The following is a 19,696-nucleotide window of genomic DNA, read 5'->3' on the forward strand; positions in this document are numbered from 1 at the left end:
AATACAAGACTTACCAGAGGAAATATTATTTCTTTTTTTCCCCTTCAAAGGGGAGGCTTTAAACCAGAATTATTTAATTATTAATTATTAATTATTCGGTAATTATTAATTAGGGTTTGCTGAAAAAGTCTTTTTGTGGAGGGTAGGACTCAGGAGTCAGAATGAATGGGAATTACAGAGAAAGCAGTCGAAAGAATTGTCGCTCAATTTTTCTGCCCTTGTCTGCTCAAAATGTGAGTATTTTGGGCAATTCGGAGCTAAAAACTGACACTTTTTTCGCAGCAAAAAGGCTACAACCTTTATCTGTAAATGCTTTTATAGTTAATCAGCAAACCCACTCTTATTAATTATTAATTATTAATTATTGAACCCCTACTCCTTCTTTTAACGAATTAATATGACTATTCATTTGAGTTAAATATTTTTCTAGCAATGAATAATCTCTAGACTTAAGTAAAGAATCGTTTTTAGCATTAACAACTTCCTCTAAAGGCAAAATACGAAATTGTAATTTCCCATTTTTCCGATAACGATGTACCCATGTCGGTAAAGCTTCCACACCAGAAATTTCAATTGTTTCTTCAGGAAAACTTTTCTGAATATTAACCTGAAAAATAACTCCCAAATTAGTATATTTTTTCGTTTGATTGGAAATAAAATTACCCATAGAATAAATCGCAACTGCTTGACGAGTATCTCCATTTTTTGATGTAACGTTAAATATTTTATAGGGTTGAACTACATGAGGATGACTACCCAAAATAATATCTGCTCCTCCATTCACCAAATTTTCCACTAATTGTTTTTGTTTAGTATTAGGTAGACGTTGATATTCTGCACCAAAATGTAGAGATACTGTGACAATATCTGCTCCTTTTTCTCTTGCCCTAGTAATATCTTGAATGATTTTTTGTTCGTCAATTAAATTTACCAAATAATCTTTTCCTTGAGGAACTGGAATGCCATTAGTGCCGTAAGTGTAAGCCAAAAAAGCCATCAAAATTTCATTTTTTTCCACTATTAAAATCTGTTGATATTCTGCTAAAGATGCTGCTGTACCTACTGGATAAATGTCGCGACCGCGTAAATTTTCTAGAGTTTTCAACAGACCTTTTTCTCGTCTATCTAATGAATGATTATTAGCAGTAGTTAAAATATTAAAACCTGCCCATTTAACAGCATCAGCTAATGTTGCCGGAGCATTAAATAAAGGATATCCTGTATATCCAGATTCAGGTCCTGCTAATGTTGTTTCTAGATTACCAATTACCCAATCACCAGCAGACAAAATATCTTTGACTTCTGTGAAAAAACCTTGATAAGAATAAGTTTTAGTTTGAGAATTATAGCCAGATTTGATTTGCATACCGTGCATCATAATATCTCCAACCGCCATTAATTTTGCCTCGGTAATATAGGGAGTTTGTTGAGGTGGTTGAGGTGATTCTACAGGTAAAGTTTCTGGTAGTTTTTCTGTTTTAGCTTCGAGGGATATATTACAACTAGAAATAAATAGTATTCCACTCAGAAAAATAAACCTAATTAACTTCTTATGCTCAAAATTCCTGAATTTATCGATCCAAATAATCATTTTTAATTTACTCAAGTTATTGGAATTGTATGTAAACATTCAGCAGTCAGCAGTCAGCTATCAGCTATTAACTGATTATCTTAGAAGTCGTCGCGGGGTAGCACCGCTTTGTCAAAGGGACATTTTCTGCAAAATATTTTTATTGCACTTATTATTCGTAACATTCTTTTTTCAAATTGGTATCACTAACTCCGAAGCTGCTTTCAACAATTAATAATTAATAATTACCGAATAATTAATAATTAATAATTAAATAATTCGCGCCTTGAAGCCTCCTCTTTTAAGAGAAAAAAAAGAAATAATATTTCCTTATATTCAATCCTCTCAGTTTTAACCAAAGGTAATTATCAATTATCCATTATCCATTAATGAACTATCCTTAAGTAAATAACTTTTTTTGATAACTATTAACCAGTTATTGTTAGTTATTCTTATTTTTACCGAATAATTAATAATTAATAATTAAATAATTCGCGCCTTGAAGCCTCCCCTTTTAAGGGGAAAAAAGCGGTCGTTAGCGTAGCTTCCCGAAGGGTGGGATGGATGGGTTTCCTAACCATATCCAATCGACTAAGAGAAGAAATAATATTTCCTTATATTCAATTCCGTAACGGTTTTAACCAGAGTTAATTATCAATTATCCATTATCAATTATCAATTAATGAATTCTCCCCCACTCCCCTACTCCCTACTCCCTACAAAATAAAACCCATAGACTCTAATCCTTGCCTAATTCTTTTTGCTTCTGTAGGATTATATTTTTCATGTAAACTAATAGCCTTCCCAAATGCCTCTAAACTTTCTTGCACTTGACCAACTTTCAACAATACAACTCCCAAATTTTGATAAGCTTCTGCATAATTACTATCAAGCTGAATTGCCTTTTGATAAGAAGCGATCGCCTCGGTAAACCAACCCATTTCTTTCAATACCATTCCTCGGTTATAGTGAGCAACTGCAAAATTAGGGTCTATCTGTAAAGCAATTTCATAGTTAATTTTTGCATCCTGTAAATTTCCTTCTTCTTTCAACAAACTACCCAAATTATTGTATGCTCCCAACTTTAATTTAGGCATAACATTTAATTCTGTTGCTATTTTATAATGACTCTTTGCCTTTTCTCTATCTTGTTGTTGTCGATAGGCAATAGCTAAGTGATAATGCAGCTCATACAAAATTGTTTTATCTATCTGGGGGTCTTGTAAACCTCGAAATAGTAATTCCATTCCTTTCTGTTTTTCCCCAATTTCTATATACAAAGCACCTAATTTACTACAAACATAAACATCATTAGGATGATTATTAAAATAACTTTCCATCGCTGCTTTTGCTCTTTGCAGTTTATTTTTAGAAGTAATTTCTCCCTTTTGATAACCCTCATGTAAAACTGCTATATCTGGCAACGAAGCTATTTCCCAGTGAGATTCCTTCGCCAAAATCTCAGTAATACTATCATCAACGATGGCGTGATAAGGCCGAGAAAATTTTATTTCAGGATGATTTCTAAACAGACGAGAAACCAAAGAATATGGAGATTGTTGCGCCCCTATTTCCTCTCTAATTAAATTAATTAAAATGTAGTGATCGCTCTTAATTGCTTCCTGAATATGTGGAGCTATTTTTGGTGAGAGATATTCATCAGCATCTAATACTAAAACCCAATCACCAGTAACATATTTCAAAGATTCATTTCTTGCTGCTGCAAAATCATTACACCATTCAAAATAATGTACTTTTGCACCAAATTCTTGAGCTATTTCTGGCGTTCTGTCAGTTGACCCCGTATCCAAAACAACCATTTCATCAACCGTATCTTTCACACTTGCCAAACATCGAGGCAAGTTTTTTTCCTCATTTTTAACAATAATGCAAAAACTCAAATTCATATTTTAGCAATTAGCATTCAGCTATCAGCGATTAGCATTAAAATTATATCATTTCCGTTGGTATAAGTAGGGCTTGCGGATTAAATATCAAAGTATTGACTGATATTGGTTTGCTGCCTTTTTTTGCCTTTAAAAAGTGCAAGTTTTTCGGTCGCTCAAGCTCAAAAAGCTAGTATTTTGGGGCAATTATGGCAGAAAAATCACTCTTACAATTTTTCCGACTACCTCCTCTACAATTCCCATTTCTCCTGTCTCCTGTCTCCTGTCTCCTGTCTCCTACCCCTACTAAAAGACTTTTGAGCGCAAACCCTAAGTAATAGATAGGGAAAAAAACACCAATGAGAAACAGAATAAAAAAGCTACTTCTTCCCATTCCTTTTTATCTACTAGCAGATTCTAAAAGTCTCAAGTTTAGTCACAACAATAATTTAACTTCTGACTTCTGAATTATAACTTCAACTATAGCTTTTTCCTTTAATTTATAAAACTTACTAAAAAACCCCATTCTTACTCTACTTCTGAATGAGGTATGTTCAAAATATTTCTATTTCTAAGATAGCGATCGCTAATAAGTGGTCGTGCAAAATTAATTACACATCTATAACAAGCTAAATTATTTCCCTTCTCAAGAGCGCAAAGAATTAGAATAGGTAAATAATTTTGCTTAGGTACTTAATAAAATCTAATACTAATTATCTGGATGGTAGAATCACAGAATCGATAACATGAATTACACCATTAGTTGCAGGTACATCTGGAATAATTACATTAGCGTCATCCACCTTTACACCTGCATAGGAAACTTGAACATAGATATCATCACCTTCAACAGTTTTTACCTTTCCAGATTCTAAGTCGCCAGAAGTTACCTTACCAGGAACTACATGATAAGTCAGAATTTTGATTAGTATGTCTTTGTTTTCTGGACGTAATAAATCTTCTACTGCTCCTGGTGGTAAAGCTGCAAATGCTTCATCAGTAGGTGCAAATACTGTAAATGGACCTTCTCCTTGAAGCACTTCTACTAAACCAGCAGCTTTTAGTGCCGCAGCTAAAGTATTGAATTGACCTGCTTCTACTGCAGTTGATACAATATCTTGAGCATAAGCAATTAGTATAGGTTGATTAACTACTTGCTGATTAGCTACTGCGGGTAGACTATAAAAGGCACTAGCAAAGATTAGCGCTAAAGTAGCACAGATTAATCCTAAGATATTGATGGACTTTTTGAAGAGAGTGAGAATATTTTGGGTATTCATGTTTTCCCAATTTCATTAACTACGTTATTAAAAATAGTACAAAACAGGAACTTATCTGAAAAATATTTCAAATATAGAACTTTAACTTCTGACTTCTGAGTTCATCAAAAAACCCATTCATAAGCATAGTTAAGAATGGGGTAGATTTAGATATTTGCGATGCACGATATAACGCTAATTAATTATTCAGGTACAATTACAGTGTCAATTACATGAATTACACCATTACTTGCAGGTACATCTGCCTTAACTACATTAGCTTTTCCAACCTTTACACCTGAATTAGAAACATCAATGTTTACTTTACTACCTTCGACAGTCTTAACCATTCCAGATTCTAGATCGCCAGACATTACCTTGCCAGGAACTACATGATAAGTCAGAATTTTTACCAATTTATCTTTGTTTTCTGGTAACAATAACTTTTCTACTGTTCCTGCTGGTAAAGCTGCAAATGCTTTGTCAGTAGGAGCAAATACCGTAAAAGGGCCTTCTCCTTGAAGCACTTCTACCAAACCAGCAGCTTTTAGTGCCGCAGCTAAAGTATTGAATTGACCTGCTTCTGCTGCAGTTGCGACAATATCCTTAGAGTTAGAGTCAGCAATTTGTAAAGGTTGGTTAACTAATGACTGAGTGGAAGATTTTTGAGAGAAGTTAGCTACTGCGGGTAGACCGAAGAATGCGGTAGTACCAACTAATCCTAAAATAGCGATCGCTCTTTCCACTATATTGAAACTATTTTGATTATTCATACCGATCTACTTTTCCTGTTTGTTAAAAAGTGTAAACTTAGTTCTATTTATCTTAACAAAATTTTAAGAAGTGTCAAGATAATTTACATAATTATACTTAAGTTTTACTTTTCAGTTTTTAATTACTTCCGAGAGAATCCGGAGATAGTTGATCGAATCCATAGCTCAAAACTTCTATTATCGAGCCTTCTTGAGGAACATCAGCTCTAGTAATCGAAATTGTATCCTGATTTACAACTCTTACTGGAGTTCCTTCCATCACACTGAGAAATTCCTCGATAGGAACAATATCACAAGTAGCTTCATCAGCAGCTTCAGTTTTGTAATGAGTGGGAATCACAATTCTGGGTTTTAGCACTTCCAATGTCTGTTTTGCCTCCAAAGGGGTATATGCTTTTGGCCCTCCCCCTACAGGAATGAGTAGCAAATCTGGACGACCAATTAAAATACGTTCTTCTATGCCAATGGGACTTGCTAGTCCCCCTAAATGCAAAATCTTGATTCCTGCTTGCTGCCATAACCAAGCCACATTAGTCCCGAATCGACGTCCACCTTCTCTATCTTTAGTAGTGCGAATTCCTTGAATTTGTCTATTATCAACCTGATAAACTCCAGGTTCATATAACAACATTGGTTGGGGATTACTTGTAAAGTTTTCTACTACTCCCTCATCTAATAATCTACTACTAATTAAAATTAAATCTGTATCTACTGTAGGGTTGCGATATCCTGCTGTACAACCTATTGGGCGAAAAGGATTTACTAATACTTTAGTAGCTGTATCTTCAAATAAAAAGCAAGTATGTCCTAACCATTTAATTGTTAAAGATTCTCCTGTAGCAGCTTGAGAATAGTTAAGTTTAGATGCTAAACCAGTTCCCATTAAGGCTAATAAACTTGCTTGTGTATAACGTATAAATTTTCGTCTTTTCATCTTAATTTGTTTGACTATAAGTTTGACGCTATAACAATATGAAATAATTTGTAAAAAAAAATTGTAGGAGTTTGGTTTCCAAATCCCATCCTTAGTTTTGGTTTGGTTTCCAAATCCCCTACGATAAGATATTACAACATAAGCGCGGGTTGCTATATTTTCTCTTTCTAATGCTATAGAACCCTTATGATATCTATAACTTTGTTACTTTTAGGGTCTAGTTACCGACTTATTCGCCGACGATTTTTTAGCCCTTCTACTTTAGATAATCGAGCTTTCCAAAACTGTTAGTCCAAATAGCTGAATACCCAAATAAAAAAAATATTAATTTGGAGGAATAGTTTTTCGAGCTTCTTTTATCTCAAAACAAAAAATTGCCGAGGTAAACTATCTCGGCATTTATCTTTACGGTTCTTGTTCGTTAATGTACGGTTTTTTCTACCAGCCTGAGAAGAGTTACTGTGATAAAAAGCTAAACTAATAGTGAAGATAAATAGAATGCCTATTAACTCAAAAAGTTGAGTATATCAATACTATACTCATAAAAACTTATTCTTGCAGAATACTTGACTTTTTTTCTAAATAGATATAATATATAGTATTAGTGCTATTTTTTTTATGGCACGTAATTTAAGGCACTCTAAAGAGTTTAGCGACTGAGCGAGTGCCTGGGTACTATTATATGAGAGCTTAAAAAGCTCATGTTTTTTCTCTGAAGACAGCATTTATGGCAAATACTATGAGAGGTATTTTAGGAAATGTGCCTAAATATGAAATGGTAAGTACAAGCAACTATAGTATTAGTAAAGCAAAACTAACCAATACATATATCCGATATACATAAGTGAGATTTTGATGTCTACCTTACTTATTAAATCCTAGTTTATCTACTTTTCTAGTATTTGTCAAGCTCTTCAGGAAAAAATGCAAGTGCAATAAAACTTCACACTCATAATAGAGGTAGATAAAATGCCAAATCAAAAAACAAAAATTTCTTCCATTGCCCTAGATATGTTTCAGCTAGCAGCAGCACTCCTAACGTTATCTGCAAACCCTCAGTTTTTAGTCTTTCTGGTTGGGTTGATGGCTGTACTTTGCATAGCCTACAAGTATAAGATTTTTAAGTAGATAAAGGGTTTATATAGGGTACGTTGGTATCCTGTATTACTCAGTGCAATCGGTAGGCTTCTGAAAGTAGGCAGTATTATTGTTGCCTATTTATTTTATTACTCAAACAATGATAATTGTTTAGGTTGTTTTTGATACCAATCAGCACGCTTACTATATTTATCATGTAACATATTTTCCTGGTTTTACTTCTCGAAATAAATTCAATCTCCTACTGGAGATAACTAATAACTGATAACTGAAATGACCCTCATGGCGCAGCTATTCCGGGAACTTCTCGACAGGAACCGGGAATAAAATGGAATATTGCTGCTGGGAAATTGTATGAGCAATATCCTGATTTTATGAAAGTCTATGAGGCTGGTGGGTTGTTGTGGGGAATATCAACAAAGTATGGTTTATTATAGTAATTAAGTATTAAATTGGGATAATTCTGACTTTTAACAGGGTAAGTTAAAAAAAATGCACTTCATTTGGTGCATCTATATCGGAGATACTTAAAAAGATCTTCTCCAATTCATTTTAGATAGTTATATCTATAAATCTATCAAATATAAATATATTTACCTTTTTTTCTTCTTCACTTCTTCCTTCTTCCTTCTTCCTTCTTACTTCTTCCAACAGTTAAAAAACCCTATTAAAAATTCTATAACTTTTCCAAAAAATTTCTAATTAACAACTTTCCAGAATTAGTTAAAATACTTTCCGGATGAAATTGTACCCCCTGAATATGAGGATAATTTCTATGTCTAACACCCATAATAGTTCCATTCTCAACCCATCCCGTAATTTCCAATACTTCAGGAAAACTTTCCTTATCTATAACTAAACTATGATATCTCGTAGCAATTATAGGATTATCTAACCCTTCAAAAATACCTACTCCGTGATGATAAATTTCAGAAGTTTTACCGTGCATTAATTCTGGAGCAGCAACAATTTTTCCTCCAAATACTTGACCAATACTTTGATGACCGAGACACACCCCCAATATAGGTAAACTTACTCCTAATTCTTTAATTAATGCTTGAGAAATTCCGGCATCTTCAGGGCGACCAGGACCTGGAGAAATAACCACTCCATCAGGTTTCAAGTCATTAATTTCTGCCAAAGAAATTTTATCATTACGGTAAACTTTAACATTAGCTGCAACTGCTAATTCTGCACCCAATTCACCTAAATATTGTACTAAATTGTAGGTGAAACTATCGTAATTATCTATAACTATAATCAAAGCGTTCTACTCCTTAATTTCCTAGATATATTTAATCTCTCAATCGATGAGTGATCGCTAATTTTTCTGATTAGTTATTTTGAGAAATAATTTCTCAAGACTAAGATTCATAAAACTGAAAGTTTTACTACTGAGCTAAAGAGAAAAATAGCAACTAAAGCACGAACAACACTCTAATTTTATTAAAGTTCTAGCTTCATTGCACTGATGCAAGAAGTATTTTTTTTACCAAACAACTTTCAAAATACTTTGATTATAGCTAGACCTCTACTCCAGTAAAAATTATTTTTACTGTAAAAAGCCAGATGCTTTGATAATGGCAAAAACTTATATAGTAATTTTATTTGAGTTAGGTAAAAAAACTGGTCGCTTTTAGGCAACAGGCAAAAGACAACAGGTAACATAGAAGAAGGTTTGCCGGACTTTTTACTGTTAGTAAATAACCAACTCTTGTTTGAAATTTCATTAAATATCAACTTAAAATCTCAAATCTTGCACCCCATTTAATCAATCAAAGCGATAATCCCTAGTGCAGGATGGCGGAAATAACTGACCAGTTACAAAATCCTAAAACAATTACAAATTAAAAATGATTGACTTTTAACTTCCGCGTAGCGGCACTAACTACTAAAAGTATCAATAACTAGACTTAATAATTGAGGTAAAATCAGATAACTTGCGATAAGTAATGCGACAATAGCTGAAATTAAAACAGCACCTGCAGCACAATCTTTAGCAATCTTGGCTAACTCGTGGTAACTTTTTTTAACTGTTAAATCTACCACAGATTCAATAGCAGTATTCAGTAATTCCATAGCCATAACCAATCCAATAGTTAACACAATAACTGCTGTTTCTATTGGTTTTAACTCTAATAAAATACTCAAACTAACAGCAACAATACCGATGAAAGTATGAATCCGAAAATTACGCTGAGTCTGGAAAGCATAAGACAATCCTGCCCAAGCATATTTGAAGCTAATTAAAAGACTATTTGCTACTTGCCAAGATAATTCTCTATTAGGTTTAACTGTACTTTTAGAACCCTTTATTTTCGGAGCAGAAGAATTTTTCGATTTGTGTATAAAAGTGGCTTCATTGTAAGATATTGATGACTCATTCAGTTTCATAATTTATCTACCTCAGTTCAATTTAATAAATAAGGCCCAGATAATCAAAGACTTACTCGATTAATAGTCTATCTAAAAAGTTCAAAATTTACCCTTAGTCTTGTCAATTTTCTAAAGTGATTTGTTTCTCAATAGTAATTCCAACGGCATGAAGCAAAAATAATTGCTGTTTGAGCATTTGTTGCCAACTCTTTTCGTCAAGATGATCCCATCCAAGTAGGTGTAGAAAACCATGGGCGGCTAGCCAAACTAATTCAGTTGTTAATGAATGTTCCAGTTGTCTAGCTTGCCGAATGGCCGTCTCAACGGAAATTACTATATCACCCAGATATAGTTGTAAATCAGAATCTAGTACTTTTGGCTGAGGAACATTTACTTCCAGAGCAGCAAAAGCTAAAACATCTGTTGGTTGATTCCGGTCGCGATACTGATGATTAAGGATTTGGATTTCGCCATCCCCGGTCAGACGTAGAGTAAGTTCGTAGTTTTCAGCAAGTGGAATATTTGGTTGTAGAATTTCTAGCCATTTTTGAAACCAATATGCCCAATTTTCAGAAGATATGGGATAAAATTTTTCCTTATCAGAATAATTGGGTCTAAAACCCTGCTTTGATTGGCTAAATGTTTTTGGAGACTTGCTCAAATCCCCCTGACAAAAACAACTTCTGACTTCTGACTTCTGACTTCTGACTTCGTCAACATTCTGGACTTTTAATTTTTCTACTTCTGACACAGAGGATGACCAGAAATAATCCTGAACACTTACTTCCAGATACAACCTTAAATTCTCCTTTCCGCTCAAAAATGTGATTTTAATTATCGCGTTAGATAGGCAAGGCCAACCAATATACCTACAAGTCCAATGGTTGTCAGGGCAAAATGTTTGAGTGATTTACTTCCCTTCCTCACCATATTTCTCATGGCCAGTTTGACATAACTGGGTTTTGGTTCAGTTGTGGAAGCATTTGTTTCTATCTGTGTCTGTGTTTGTCTGGAGTCTTGAGTTGATGAAGATAAATTACTCATAAAAATCAATATATTTACAGTTTTCTAGTGGTTGTTATTTGTCTCGAGCTGAGTTTTAAATTGATGATAAAGTCGATACTACTATAACAATAATATTAACTCTTGTGTCTATACATCGACTCTTGATTATTTTTTCATCAAATTTTTTGCCTTATAGCTTAAATATAAATATATTGATGAAAAAGTTACTCTTGATCATAATTGACAAATTGATCGAGGAAAAATTTAGATATTTTTCAGGAACAGTGAATAAAGGACATATATATGAAATAGTTCTGCTGTGAATAATACAGCAGATTCGGTCGTATATGAGATACAAATATTAACGTTAAGATGTTCGTAGTGCGGGCATCTTGCCCACGAAGGATGTACCTCACGCCTGATGAAATCTGCTGTAATTATTAATTATTGGGTTACTAGTAGTTTAGAAGTTTCTTGTATCGAGTCAAAAATATTCGATCTTTGGCTTAATTTTGGGCGTTGCTGAGTAGTAATGATTTTTAGATTAAGTAAGTAGGTAGGTGAGAAAATTTCCAACTACGTCATTGCGACTGGAACGGAGTGGAAGGAAGCAATCTCAAAAGTTTCGACGGCATAAACATTTCGTTACATAGTGACGTTTATTCGCGCCTACCTACTTATCAACGCAAAACATAAGTTTTTCAATTTTACCTTCAGCTACTTACCATTACATTTCAGCAACGCCTAATTTTGAATAATAATTATTAGACATCTCCTCCATGCATAGGGAGTAGGGAGTAGGGACGTTGCATGCAACGTCCGTAAAGAGTAGGGAGAAAGAATTGATAATTTATGTGCAATAATTGATTTGATTTTTTATTGTTGGAAATGTCTATTAATTATTGGATTATATCATGTCCGGATAAGAGCCTGACCAAAAAAACTTTCCCCTGCTTATAGCTTAAAACTCCCTCTTCTTCCCTCCTGTATGTCGCCCTACCGACAGCTCCCCTACCTGACTCCTTCCTGATTATTTATAACTATTCAACCGGACATAATATTACTGGTAGTTTAGAAGTTCCTTGTATCGAGTCAAAAATATCTAATCGTTGGTTTAATTGAGAAATTAATCTATATTGAGAGGAAAAAATTAGGCGATTTTCATTCGACTTTATCGCATTTGCTAATTATTTAATCGCTGTCCCTCTATAGGTTGAAGATCGAAAAAAGTTTCAAAAATTTTCTCTCCTGTCTGATTAATTCTCGTTTGTAAATTATCCAGAAATTCGTGTAAACCAGTTTGAATTATTTCCTATATTGTTAAATAGTCTAACTCAGAACATAAACGACCCAATACTTTTTCTACTGGATGTTTTTTCATACCTTGAGTTACTCCAATAATTTGATAGAGCGATCGCTCTGTTGAACTTAAACAATATTGAATTGAGCGGGGAAACTCTCGGTCTAATATTAAAAATTCTACTATTCCATTAGGGGTAATTCTATGTTGTTGATGTTTGCGATAAATTTCATAAGCACTTGCTGACTTTAATAATGTCATCCATTGTACTTCGTCTAGTGGAGTTCCAATATCTTTAATTGAAGGTAAAAGAATATAGTATTTAACATCAAGAATACGGCTAGTCTTATCAGACCATTCTAAAAATCTGCCCATTCTACCAAAATGCCATGCTTCATTGTGACTCATAGTAGCATCCATGATACCTGAAAATAAATGTCCACCCATTTTTACCTTCTCAAAAAATTCTGGTAATTCAGAAGTTTTTAAACCACTATTAGCAACATCTTTTACCATTAAATAAAATTAGTTAACTTGCTCCCACATTTCTGAGGAAATAATTTCCCGAATGGAACGAGAATTTTCTCTAGCTAGACGCAGACATGAAATAATAGAGTTAGGGTCGTCACAGTCAAAAGTAAGAAATTGAATTACATTTGCTTCTGTTGCTTCGCCATAGCATTGTTGAAATAAAGGTAAATCTCCAGTAGTAATAACTATAGGTTGCCACTGTTGAATTAAACCAGGAGAATCTAATAGTAGATTGAGATTTACATCAACAAATCCGGCAACATTTTCTGCCCTTTCAACATAACGATTTAGCCAGTAAATTGAAAAGGAAAAATACGTTCTGTACCTTGACTATCACCATAGACATTAAAAGTTGCTCCAAGTTTTACCATTGCGACTTGTGCAGCTTTTTGTCGCATCAATAGTTCACCTACAGAAAGAGAATTAATTCTTTCTATCAATAATTGAGCTTCTGGACGAGGTTGATTTTTACTGATGAAAAGTTCATCGTAGAATTCCCCCAGTGTATAAGAATCAAATTGCACTATTTTTATTTATAATTTATCAACTACTTGATGATAATGAAACTTTTATTATACAAGTAAGTTTAAAGTTTACATAATTAAGTAACAATTATTATTAAGAAAATTGTTATAATATATACAATTAAGTAATGATCGACTAAAAGTTATGGCTGACAAATGCAATCTTAGTAATGGCCAGCAAGTTTATATTGAAAATCAGGTAATGCAAACTGTGGTTACTCTTTCCAGTGGTAGTCCTGGTCAACAACAACAGGCAAGTACAGGGTTTCAAACAAGTAAATGGACTGTAGTACCCACTTTGTTTAAAACTGCTACTGGAGTAATTTTGCGGATAGAGTCGGAACAGGGACAATCTTTTGTTCAGTTGCAGGCAGGTGGAATAAGTACTATCAGTGGGACGCCTACTTTGAGTGATGCCGAAGTTTTATCGCTTCAACAAGTAGAGGCAACACCTAGCAAAAGTATGCCACCGATGGAACCAATGAAACCAATGGAACCGATGAAAATGGGCAATATGGAAATGAAGATGAACCCAATGCAGATGCGGATGGGTAATATGTCGATGGAAATGGGGTCAAGTTCCTCTGCAAGTTCTGGGAAGCGTTTTTGTTCTCAATGTGGTGCCCCTGTACAAACAAGCGATCGCTTTTGCTCTAGTTGTGGTTATCAGTTGTAATTGTAGTCTTGAAATATTAATTTTATTTAGGTGTGTAGTTGCCTTAAACGCGCCTACAAATAAAGACTTTTTTTATAACTAATTATCTGAATATAATATAGGTAATATAATATTCAGTAGGATCTATCTTTGCTGTAAAGAATAGACAATTTTGATAATAATTGTTTTGGTCAAAACTTATTTATCTAATTGAGCAATAAAATCAATCATTATTATTGCTTTTTTTCTTACTTATTCCTTTTATAAAGCACTTGTAATATTCTTTTTTCATCAAATTATATATAGTTAAAAATAATCAGGAAAATGCACAATGAAAATTGATATTGATATAATGACTCGCTATTTACATAGAATGCGAAATCAACCAGGGTGGGCTTCTCTAAACGAAGTTGCGACATCTATGAATATGGATAGAGCTACATCTAGACGCTATACGAAAACAGCAGAAGAATGGGAATTAATTGAGCGTCAACATTTAGAAAATCAGCCTACTCAAATTCAAGCAACTAAGAAATTAATAGAATTAGAGTCTGGAGAAGTCCGAAAAATTGTACAGGCAAATTGTCAAGGTTTTTAGTTTTATAGCAGAGGGAATAAGTAAGAAGGAATAAGTAAGAAGAAAGAGGGGAGTGTGGGAATAAACTCGGCAAACTATAAATAAATTGGTTAATGATATTGTAGAAAAAACTGGAGAGTTTGAATGTCTAACTCCTGAAGCTTTTATTAATAAATATATTGAATATCATGTTCTGTAGAACATTTATAATCAGGCTCGTAGTTGGATTTTAGTCCTAATACAAATATTGTCAGGGCTAGAGCAATACTACAAACCATATAATTTATTATTAAGTAATGATCCGATGAAGCTTTTATTAATAAATATATTGAATATCATGTTCTGTAGAACAGTTATAATCAGGTTCGTAGTTGGACTTTAGTCCTAATAAAAATATTGTCAGGACTAGAGCAATACTACAAACAAAAACTTGATAATATTAGTTACTTCCATACAATTTTTCTTTACCACCTAACCAATATAGCCAAATTACAACTACTGCCCAATGAATAATTACCATAACCCACAAACAACCAGTTAATTGATAACCTACTGTACATCCTAAACCTAAAATTCCTGTCAATGTCAAAAAAATTGGTGTCATAAAAGTTGGGTTTCCTTGGGGATGGAAAGTTAGAGCATTTATTGGATGATAAATAATGAATAAAAATAAACTTAACGCTGCCCACAAACACCACACAATAATTGAAACTTTCTCGGTGGGATGAGGCAATAAGAAAACTCGAAATATCAGCTCTTCTATTAAAGATGGCATAAAAAATATCGCTACTAACCCCTGAAATAATTCTTTGAGATTCCGAAAGCTTTGAGTAACTCGTAAAAATTTAGAATTAAAACCTAATGGTAAAGCGATCGCTCCATAGACTAACAATGTCACCCCTACCACTAACCAATCTTGAATATTCATGGGGCGAGAAGCAAATATTAGACGCTCAATTAAGGTGGAAATCATAGGAAACTGCCCTAAAGTTTATCGAAACACTCCTGTCATATTAATAGAATCATAATGTTAATTCACTGATTACTAAAATAGATAACTCATTGACTCGTTTTAACTGTAAATCATTGGTTAAAAAAGCCTCACATTTTGATTGAATAGCAACAGCAATTTGTAAAGAATCAGTTAATGATAAATTATACTTTGCTCTTATTTGCGCCGCCAACTTGCCGATGTCTTCATCAATGAGTATAAAGTTAATATTTTATCCATAAACAATTAAATCAATAAAATCCTGAGCAAGTGCTATTAACCCTAACTTGTAAGGATGTACTAAACACTCAGACAAAGTAATTGTAGAAGTAACTCCCAAAAGTAAACCTTCATCTATTCCATCAAAAATAGCTTCAGTTAGTTGATAATAATTGGGATGATTTTCTACATAGTAAATAATTGGCGCAGTATCTAAAAATAGTTGCCTAACTCCTTGAATAGCATTATTAACTTTCATAATTATTGCGGATAATTTGTTCGCGGTTTTCTGTGGCTTCTTGACGAGTTCGAGAAACCCATTCTTGAGCATCTTCTCCTACCAAAGGATAAGTTGCTTTTCCTTGAATATCACGCCATTTACGCCGAGGTTTAGGGGTTGAATTATCATTTCTTTGAAGATGACTTGATAAATAACGCATTAATTGAAGTTTTTTTTCAATGTTTAATTCTTCTGATTTACTGATTAACTCATTTAATAATTCTTGAGACATAATGAATGATACCTCCTTTCAATTTTTATAGCAGTTTTCAGGTCAATGAACTACATAAAAAAGATGACAAACCCCGCCAAGGATTGAAATCCTTGGCTCATAGCTCAAGTCATCTAAAGATGACTAAATTATCTATTATCTATACTGTCTTTTTGTGTGGAAGTCATAGAATTTGTAGGTTGGGTTGAGGTAAGGAAACCCAACTCCAAGGATTTTGTGGGTTGGGTTTTACTTCGTTCTACAAGGGCCTACTTTAAGGCGAGTATAAATACTATGACTAATCCTAACAGAAAGCATAACTACCAAAATAATCAACGAGGTTTTTTCAACTTAGACGAAGAATGCCAAGCTTGGTAAAATTCTGGGTAGGGCAGAGTTTGGGCACATTTCCAGATTATTTCGTAGCATTTATGGAAGCGATCGCTATTATCTATGTAGCCTTTTAAGGATGTGACGACTGATGTGATGACTTCTGCCATCTGCTTTTCTACTAAAATTTTCTCTAAACTTTCTGCTACTTCCCTTTCCCTAGGAGTCCAATAATCAGAGTTAGACCCCAACAAGTGCAGCAAACCATTAATCGCTTTCTCATTGCCCTTACCAATTTCTCCTAAGCTTTCTGCTGCTAGCTTGAGAAGATCATAATTAGAAGTAGACCTCAAAAATTGCACCAGAGCATAAATCGCTTTCTCATTGCCTGGGTCAATTCTCCCTAAGCTTTGTGCTACTCGCCACTGAATCTCACTATCATCAGAAGTAGACCCCAACAAATTCGCTAAAGCATCAATCGCTTTCTTATTTCCCGTGCCAATTTCCCCTAAGCTTTCTACTATTAGCCACTGAATATTATAATCAGAAGTAGACTCCAACAATTGCACCAAAGCATTAATGGCATTTTCATTGCCCGGGTCAATTTGCCCTAAGCTTTGTGCTGCCGATACACAAGTATAATTATCAGAAGTAGACTCCAAAAAATGCACCAAAGCATCAATTGCTTTCTTATTGCCTGGGTCAATTTGCCCTAAGCTTTCTGCTGCTTTCCTACAAGTATAATCATCAGAAGTAAACTCCAACAATTGCACCAAACCATCAATGGCTTTCTTATTACCCGTACCAATTTCCCCTAAGTTTTCTGCTACTCGCCACTGAACCTTATTACCATCAGAAGTAGAGCCCAACAACTGCACCAAAGCATTAATCACATTCTCATTGCCCATGCCAATTTTTCTTAAACTTCGTGCTGCTAGCCAGTGAGTATCATTACAGGAAGTAGACCCCAACAAATGTACCAAAGTATTAATTGCATTCTCATTACCTGGGTTAATTTTCCCTAAGCTTTCTGCTGCGAACCTAGGAATGTTGATATCAGTAGACTCCAACAAATGTACCAAAGCATTAATTGCATTGTCATTGCCCGGGTCAATTTTCCCTAAACTTTCTGCTGCTTGCATGCAAATCCAACTATCAGAAGTAGACCCCAACAATTGTATCAAAGCATCAATTGCCTTCTTATTGCCCATGCAAATTTTCTCTATGCTCAATAACACTGCTTGGCAGCGAATCCGATCATCAGAAGTAGATTCCAACAAATGTACGAAAGTATCAATCACCTTCTTATTGCCAGGGTTAATTTTCCACAAGCTTTCTGCTACTTCCCTGCGACTGTGAACATCAGAAGTACACCCCAACAATTGCACCAAAGCATTAATTGCTTTCTCATTACCCCTACCAATTTTCTCTAAGCTTTCTACTACTTTGTAGCGAATCCAACCATCACAAGTAGATCCCAACAATTGCACCAAAGCATTAATAGTATTTTTCCTTGGAGTCTCTGTTAAAACAGCTTTAGCTTCTATTGCTATTTTATTGTAACCAAAACCCCAATCAACCACTTTCTTGGGAGTCTCTGGTAAAATACCTTCTATTGCTACTTCATTGAAACGAAAACACCAATCAACTACTTTCTTCACTATTTTATCAGCTTGGGTGCATTTGCTAAATTCAGTAATTCCAGCAGCAGCCAGAAAATAAGCCTCATATCCATAAAAACCCCTATCTACTCCTGGAATTAAAAAAGTTCCACATCCATCCCTAAATTTAGTTAGAGCTTGAATAAACCCCTCTTTCTCTTCCTCTTCCACATCCTCTCGCCCCAACCACAACAAAATCACCTGCTCCCACTGGGGCTCAAAAATTCGATAACGTCTCCCCTTTACAGGTTTATTCTTGTGTTTGCGAGGCAAGAAAAAATCCCAATCAGCGATCGCCACAGCAGCAAAATATTCCTCAAACGAGGCATGAAAAAAAGCATACACTTTTTTCGTGGGTGACTCTGCTGCCACCCCGACATTATTCAGCCATCCAATTTGCAACGCCAGATAAAACAGAGAATTTTCATCATCAGTATCCCCCAACCTCTCAACAATAAAATCCTGACGCAACCGAAAACGACCCCCACTAGAATCAATATCATCTTTCGCCAACCTACCCAACGCCAGATTTAACTCCCGTTGCTTACTTTTCTTAATTGGAAAAATAATAGACTTCCACCGATAAAACTGCTCCACAAACTGACTATACAATTCCGCCTTCGTCTCCGGCAAACTTCCTTCATATAACTGCCAACTCCGACACAACAGCGCCAACCGCAGAGGATTTTGCACCAAATCTCGTACCCGCGCTTTTTCCTCTTTCCCCAACTCCTCTTTTAAACGGGAAGAGGGGGAAGTGTGGGAGGTGTGGGAGGTGTGGGGAGTGTGGGAGGGATTAAACCAATTATCAATAAACTGATGCACCTGCTGAGGATAATCAAAATCCAACAACCGAAAAGTCTCAAAATCAGACAAAGCATTAACATCCGCTTGCCAAACATTCAGACGACAAGTCAACACCACCCGCGCTTTACCCACCCACCCCGAAAGTTGACGAGAAATATTTTGCAAAGTCTGACTGCCAGAAGTAGCAATCTCATCCACCCCATCCAACAACAACCAGACTCGCCCTGCTTTAAATTGTTCGGTAAAATTCTCCTGCACCTTCTGGCGCTCATTTGGAGAAAAAGGCAACCAAGAATTGAGCAAATAATTCTCAAGACTCCTCAAATTCCCGTCTAGAGTCAAATCTGCCAAAGAAACCCACACAGGCAAACCAAATTTCTGCTCTAATATCCAACTCGCAATAGTTTGTAGCAGAGTAGTTTTTCCCGCCCCCGGTTCTCCAATTAAAGAAATTCTCTTGCCTTGACTTTTACCTTGTTTTTGCTGTAAAATCTCTTTTAAGAAAGTATTGTGGGTAAATCTTTGCTTTTCCTCATATTCGGGTTCATAAAGTTTCGTTCCCTGTTCGGGAGATAACCCATCTTGTTCTCGTTTCTCTGATTTTTTCCGTTCCACCAGTGCCAATGGGACATAAATTTGTTCCCGTCGTTTTTTGGCCTCCTCATCATCGTGAAATAGGGAATTACTGGTTAGTTGATTATTCAGCCTT

At 34.9% G+C, this 19,696-nt stretch carries 18 protein-coding genes and 1 pseudogene; 3 read left to right on the forward strand and 16 right to left on the reverse strand.

The features are described 5' to 3' along the window. Window positions 1-361: 361 nt before the first annotated feature. The 5 genes from F6K27_RS08280 to F6K27_RS08300 form a co-directional block, all read right to left on the reverse strand. Window positions 362-1,591: a CapA family protein gene (locus tag F6K27_RS08280; RefSeq protein WP_287275224.1), complete on the reverse strand. Its 1,230-nt coding sequence runs from the start codon at window positions 1,589-1,591 to the stop codon at window positions 362-364. A 695-nt stretch (window positions 1,592-2,286) separates the two neighbouring features. Next, window positions 2,287-3,477: a glycosyltransferase gene (locus tag F6K27_RS08285; RefSeq protein WP_287275227.1), complete on the reverse strand. Its 1,191-nt coding sequence runs from the start codon at window positions 3,475-3,477 to the stop codon at window positions 2,287-2,289. Window positions 3,478-4,169: 692 nt separating this feature from the next. Continuing rightward, a complete protein-coding gene (locus F6K27_RS08290) occupies window positions 4,170-4,736 on the reverse strand; it encodes a fasciclin domain-containing protein (RefSeq protein ID WP_287275228.1) in 567 nt (188 codons plus the stop codon). A gap of 182 nt (window positions 4,737-4,918) precedes the next feature. Beyond that, window positions 4,919-5,488, reverse strand: a complete 570-nt coding sequence (locus F6K27_RS08295) for a fasciclin domain-containing protein (RefSeq protein ID WP_287275229.1) — start codon at window positions 5,486-5,488, stop codon at window positions 4,919-4,921. 118 nt (window positions 5,489-5,606) lie between these two features. Next, the gene (locus tag F6K27_RS08300; RefSeq protein ID WP_287275230.1) at window positions 5,607-6,422 is read right to left on the reverse strand and encodes an MBL fold metallo-hydrolase; all 816 of its coding nucleotides are present in this window, start codon (window positions 6,420-6,422) and stop codon (window positions 5,607-5,609) included. A gap of 969 nt (window positions 6,423-7,391) precedes the next feature. Between F6K27_RS08300 and F6K27_RS08305 the strand changes: the two genes are divergently transcribed. After that, complete coding sequence (locus F6K27_RS08305) at window positions 7,392-7,550, forward strand: hypothetical protein (protein WP_287275232.1); 159 nt, start codon at window positions 7,392-7,394, stop codon at window positions 7,548-7,550. Window positions 7,551-8,196: 646 nt separating this feature from the next. Here the strand turns inward: F6K27_RS08305 and F6K27_RS08310 are convergent. From F6K27_RS08310 to F6K27_RS08335, 6 genes and pseudogenes are all read right to left on the reverse strand, one after another. Next, window positions 8,197-8,784, reverse strand: a complete 588-nt coding sequence (locus F6K27_RS08310) for an aminodeoxychorismate/anthranilate synthase component II (protein ID WP_287275233.1) — start codon at window positions 8,782-8,784, stop codon at window positions 8,197-8,199. Window positions 8,785-9,404: 620 nt separating this feature from the next. Beyond that, on the reverse strand, window positions 9,405-9,914 hold the full coding sequence (locus F6K27_RS08315; RefSeq protein WP_124145357.1) for a diacylglycerol kinase family protein: 510 nt from the start codon (window positions 9,912-9,914) through the stop codon (window positions 9,405-9,407). Window positions 9,915-10,017: 103 nt separating this feature from the next. After that, window positions 10,018-10,692, reverse strand: coding sequence for an rRNA maturation RNase YbeY (gene ybeY / locus F6K27_RS08320; RefSeq protein WP_287275235.1), 675 nt, complete (start codon window positions 10,690-10,692; stop codon window positions 10,018-10,020). 38 nt (window positions 10,693-10,730) lie between these two features. Next, the gene (locus F6K27_RS08325; protein WP_124145358.1) at window positions 10,731-10,940 is read right to left on the reverse strand and encodes a DUF3285 domain-containing protein; all 210 of its coding nucleotides are present in this window, start codon (window positions 10,938-10,940) and stop codon (window positions 10,731-10,733) included. Between the two features lie 1,144 nt (window positions 10,941-12,084). Then, a pseudogene (locus F6K27_RS08330) lies at window positions 12,085-13,032 on the reverse strand (alpha-E domain-containing protein). Then, window positions 13,020-13,256, reverse strand: coding sequence for a hypothetical protein (locus tag F6K27_RS08335; protein ID WP_287275236.1), 237 nt, complete (start codon window positions 13,254-13,256; stop codon window positions 13,020-13,022). Before F6K27_RS08335 ends, F6K27_RS08330 begins: the two are co-directional and overlap by 13 nt. 145 nt (window positions 13,257-13,401) lie before the next feature. Between F6K27_RS08335 and F6K27_RS08340 the strand changes: the two genes are divergently transcribed. After that, window positions 13,402-13,932 carry a zinc ribbon domain-containing protein gene (locus F6K27_RS08340; RefSeq protein WP_287275238.1) on the forward strand — a complete coding sequence of 177 codons (531 nt, stop codon included), beginning with the start codon at window positions 13,402-13,404 and terminating at the stop codon, window positions 13,930-13,932. Between the two features lie 310 nt (window positions 13,933-14,242). Next, on the forward strand, window positions 14,243-14,509 hold the full coding sequence (locus tag F6K27_RS08345) for a transcriptional regulator (protein ID WP_287275240.1): 267 nt from the start codon (window positions 14,243-14,245) through the stop codon (window positions 14,507-14,509). Window positions 14,510-14,927: 418 nt separating this feature from the next. On the opposite strand, the gene F6K27_RS08350 is transcribed toward F6K27_RS08345, so the two are convergent. The 5 genes from F6K27_RS08350 to F6K27_RS08370 all read right to left on the reverse strand — a co-directional run bounded on the left by F6K27_RS08350 (window position 14,928) and on the right by F6K27_RS08370 (window position 19,602). Beyond that, window positions 14,928-15,461 carry a type II CAAX prenyl endopeptidase Rce1 family protein gene (locus F6K27_RS08350; RefSeq protein ID WP_287275242.1) on the reverse strand — a complete coding sequence of 178 codons (534 nt, stop codon included), beginning with the start codon at window positions 15,459-15,461 and terminating at the stop codon, window positions 14,928-14,930. Between the two features lie 49 nt (window positions 15,462-15,510). Further along, window positions 15,511-15,708, reverse strand: coding sequence for a PIN domain-containing protein (locus F6K27_RS08355; RefSeq protein ID WP_353735954.1), 198 nt, complete (start codon window positions 15,706-15,708; stop codon window positions 15,511-15,513). Window positions 15,709-15,711: 3 nt separating this feature from the next. Continuing rightward, window positions 15,712-15,957 (reverse strand): hypothetical protein, encoded by a 246-nt coding sequence (locus F6K27_RS08360; RefSeq protein ID WP_287275244.1) that lies wholly within the window; start codon window positions 15,955-15,957, stop codon window positions 15,712-15,714. After that, entirely contained in the window at window positions 15,947-16,210 is a 264-nt protein-coding gene (locus F6K27_RS08365) for a hypothetical protein (RefSeq protein ID WP_287275246.1), read from the reverse strand. Before F6K27_RS08365 ends, F6K27_RS08360 begins: the two co-directional genes overlap by 11 nt. A 311-nt stretch (window positions 16,211-16,521) precedes the next feature. Next, a complete protein-coding gene (locus tag F6K27_RS08370) occupies window positions 16,522-19,602 on the reverse strand; it encodes a HEAT repeat domain-containing protein (RefSeq protein ID WP_287275309.1) in 3,081 nt (1,026 codons plus the stop codon). Window positions 19,603-19,696: the final 94 nt, after the last annotated feature.

The sequence above is a fragment of the Okeania sp. SIO2F5 genome (assembly GCF_010692685.1).
Classification (GTDB): domain Bacteria; phylum Cyanobacteriota; class Cyanobacteriia; order Cyanobacteriales; family Microcoleaceae; genus Okeania; species Okeania hirsuta.

Coding starts and splice junctions, on each gene's coding strand:
- F6K27_RS08365 (WP_287275246.1), bottom strand. CDS start 16,210: ATGTCTCAAGAATTATTAAATGAGTTAATCAGTAAATCAGAAGAATTA.
- F6K27_RS08300 (WP_287275230.1), bottom strand. CDS start 6,422: ATGAAAAGACGAAAATTTATACGTTATACACAAGCAAGTTTATTAGCC.
- F6K27_RS08340 (WP_287275238.1), top strand. CDS start 13,402: ATGGCTGACAAATGCAATCTTAGTAATGGCCAGCAAGTTTATATTGAA.
- F6K27_RS08360 (WP_287275244.1), bottom strand. CDS start 15,957: ATGAAAGTTAATAATGCTATTCAAGGAGTTAGGCAACTATTTTTAGAT.
- F6K27_RS08350 (WP_287275242.1), bottom strand. CDS start 15,461: ATGATTTCCACCTTAATTGAGCGTCTAATATTTGCTTCTCGCCCCATG.
- F6K27_RS08315 (WP_124145357.1), bottom strand. CDS start 9,914: ATGAAACTGAATGAGTCATCAATATCTTACAATGAAGCCACTTTTATA.
- F6K27_RS08285 (WP_287275227.1), bottom strand. CDS start 3,477: ATGAATTTGAGTTTTTGCATTATTGTTAAAAATGAGGAAAAAAACTTG.
- F6K27_RS08345 (WP_287275240.1), top strand. CDS start 14,243: ATGAAAATTGATATTGATATAATGACTCGCTATTTACATAGAATGCGA.
- F6K27_RS08280 (WP_287275224.1), bottom strand. CDS start 1,591: ATGATTATTTGGATCGATAAATTCAGGAATTTTGAGCATAAGAAGTTA.
- F6K27_RS08305 (WP_287275232.1), top strand. CDS start 7,392: ATGCCAAATCAAAAAACAAAAATTTCTTCCATTGCCCTAGATATGTTT.
- F6K27_RS08295 (WP_287275229.1), bottom strand. CDS start 5,488: ATGAATAATCAAAATAGTTTCAATATAGTGGAAAGAGCGATCGCTATT.
- F6K27_RS08290 (WP_287275228.1), bottom strand. CDS start 4,736: ATGAATACCCAAAATATTCTCACTCTCTTCAAAAAGTCCATCAATATC.
- F6K27_RS08325 (WP_124145358.1), bottom strand. CDS start 10,940: ATGAGTAATTTATCTTCATCAACTCAAGACTCCAGACAAACACAGACA.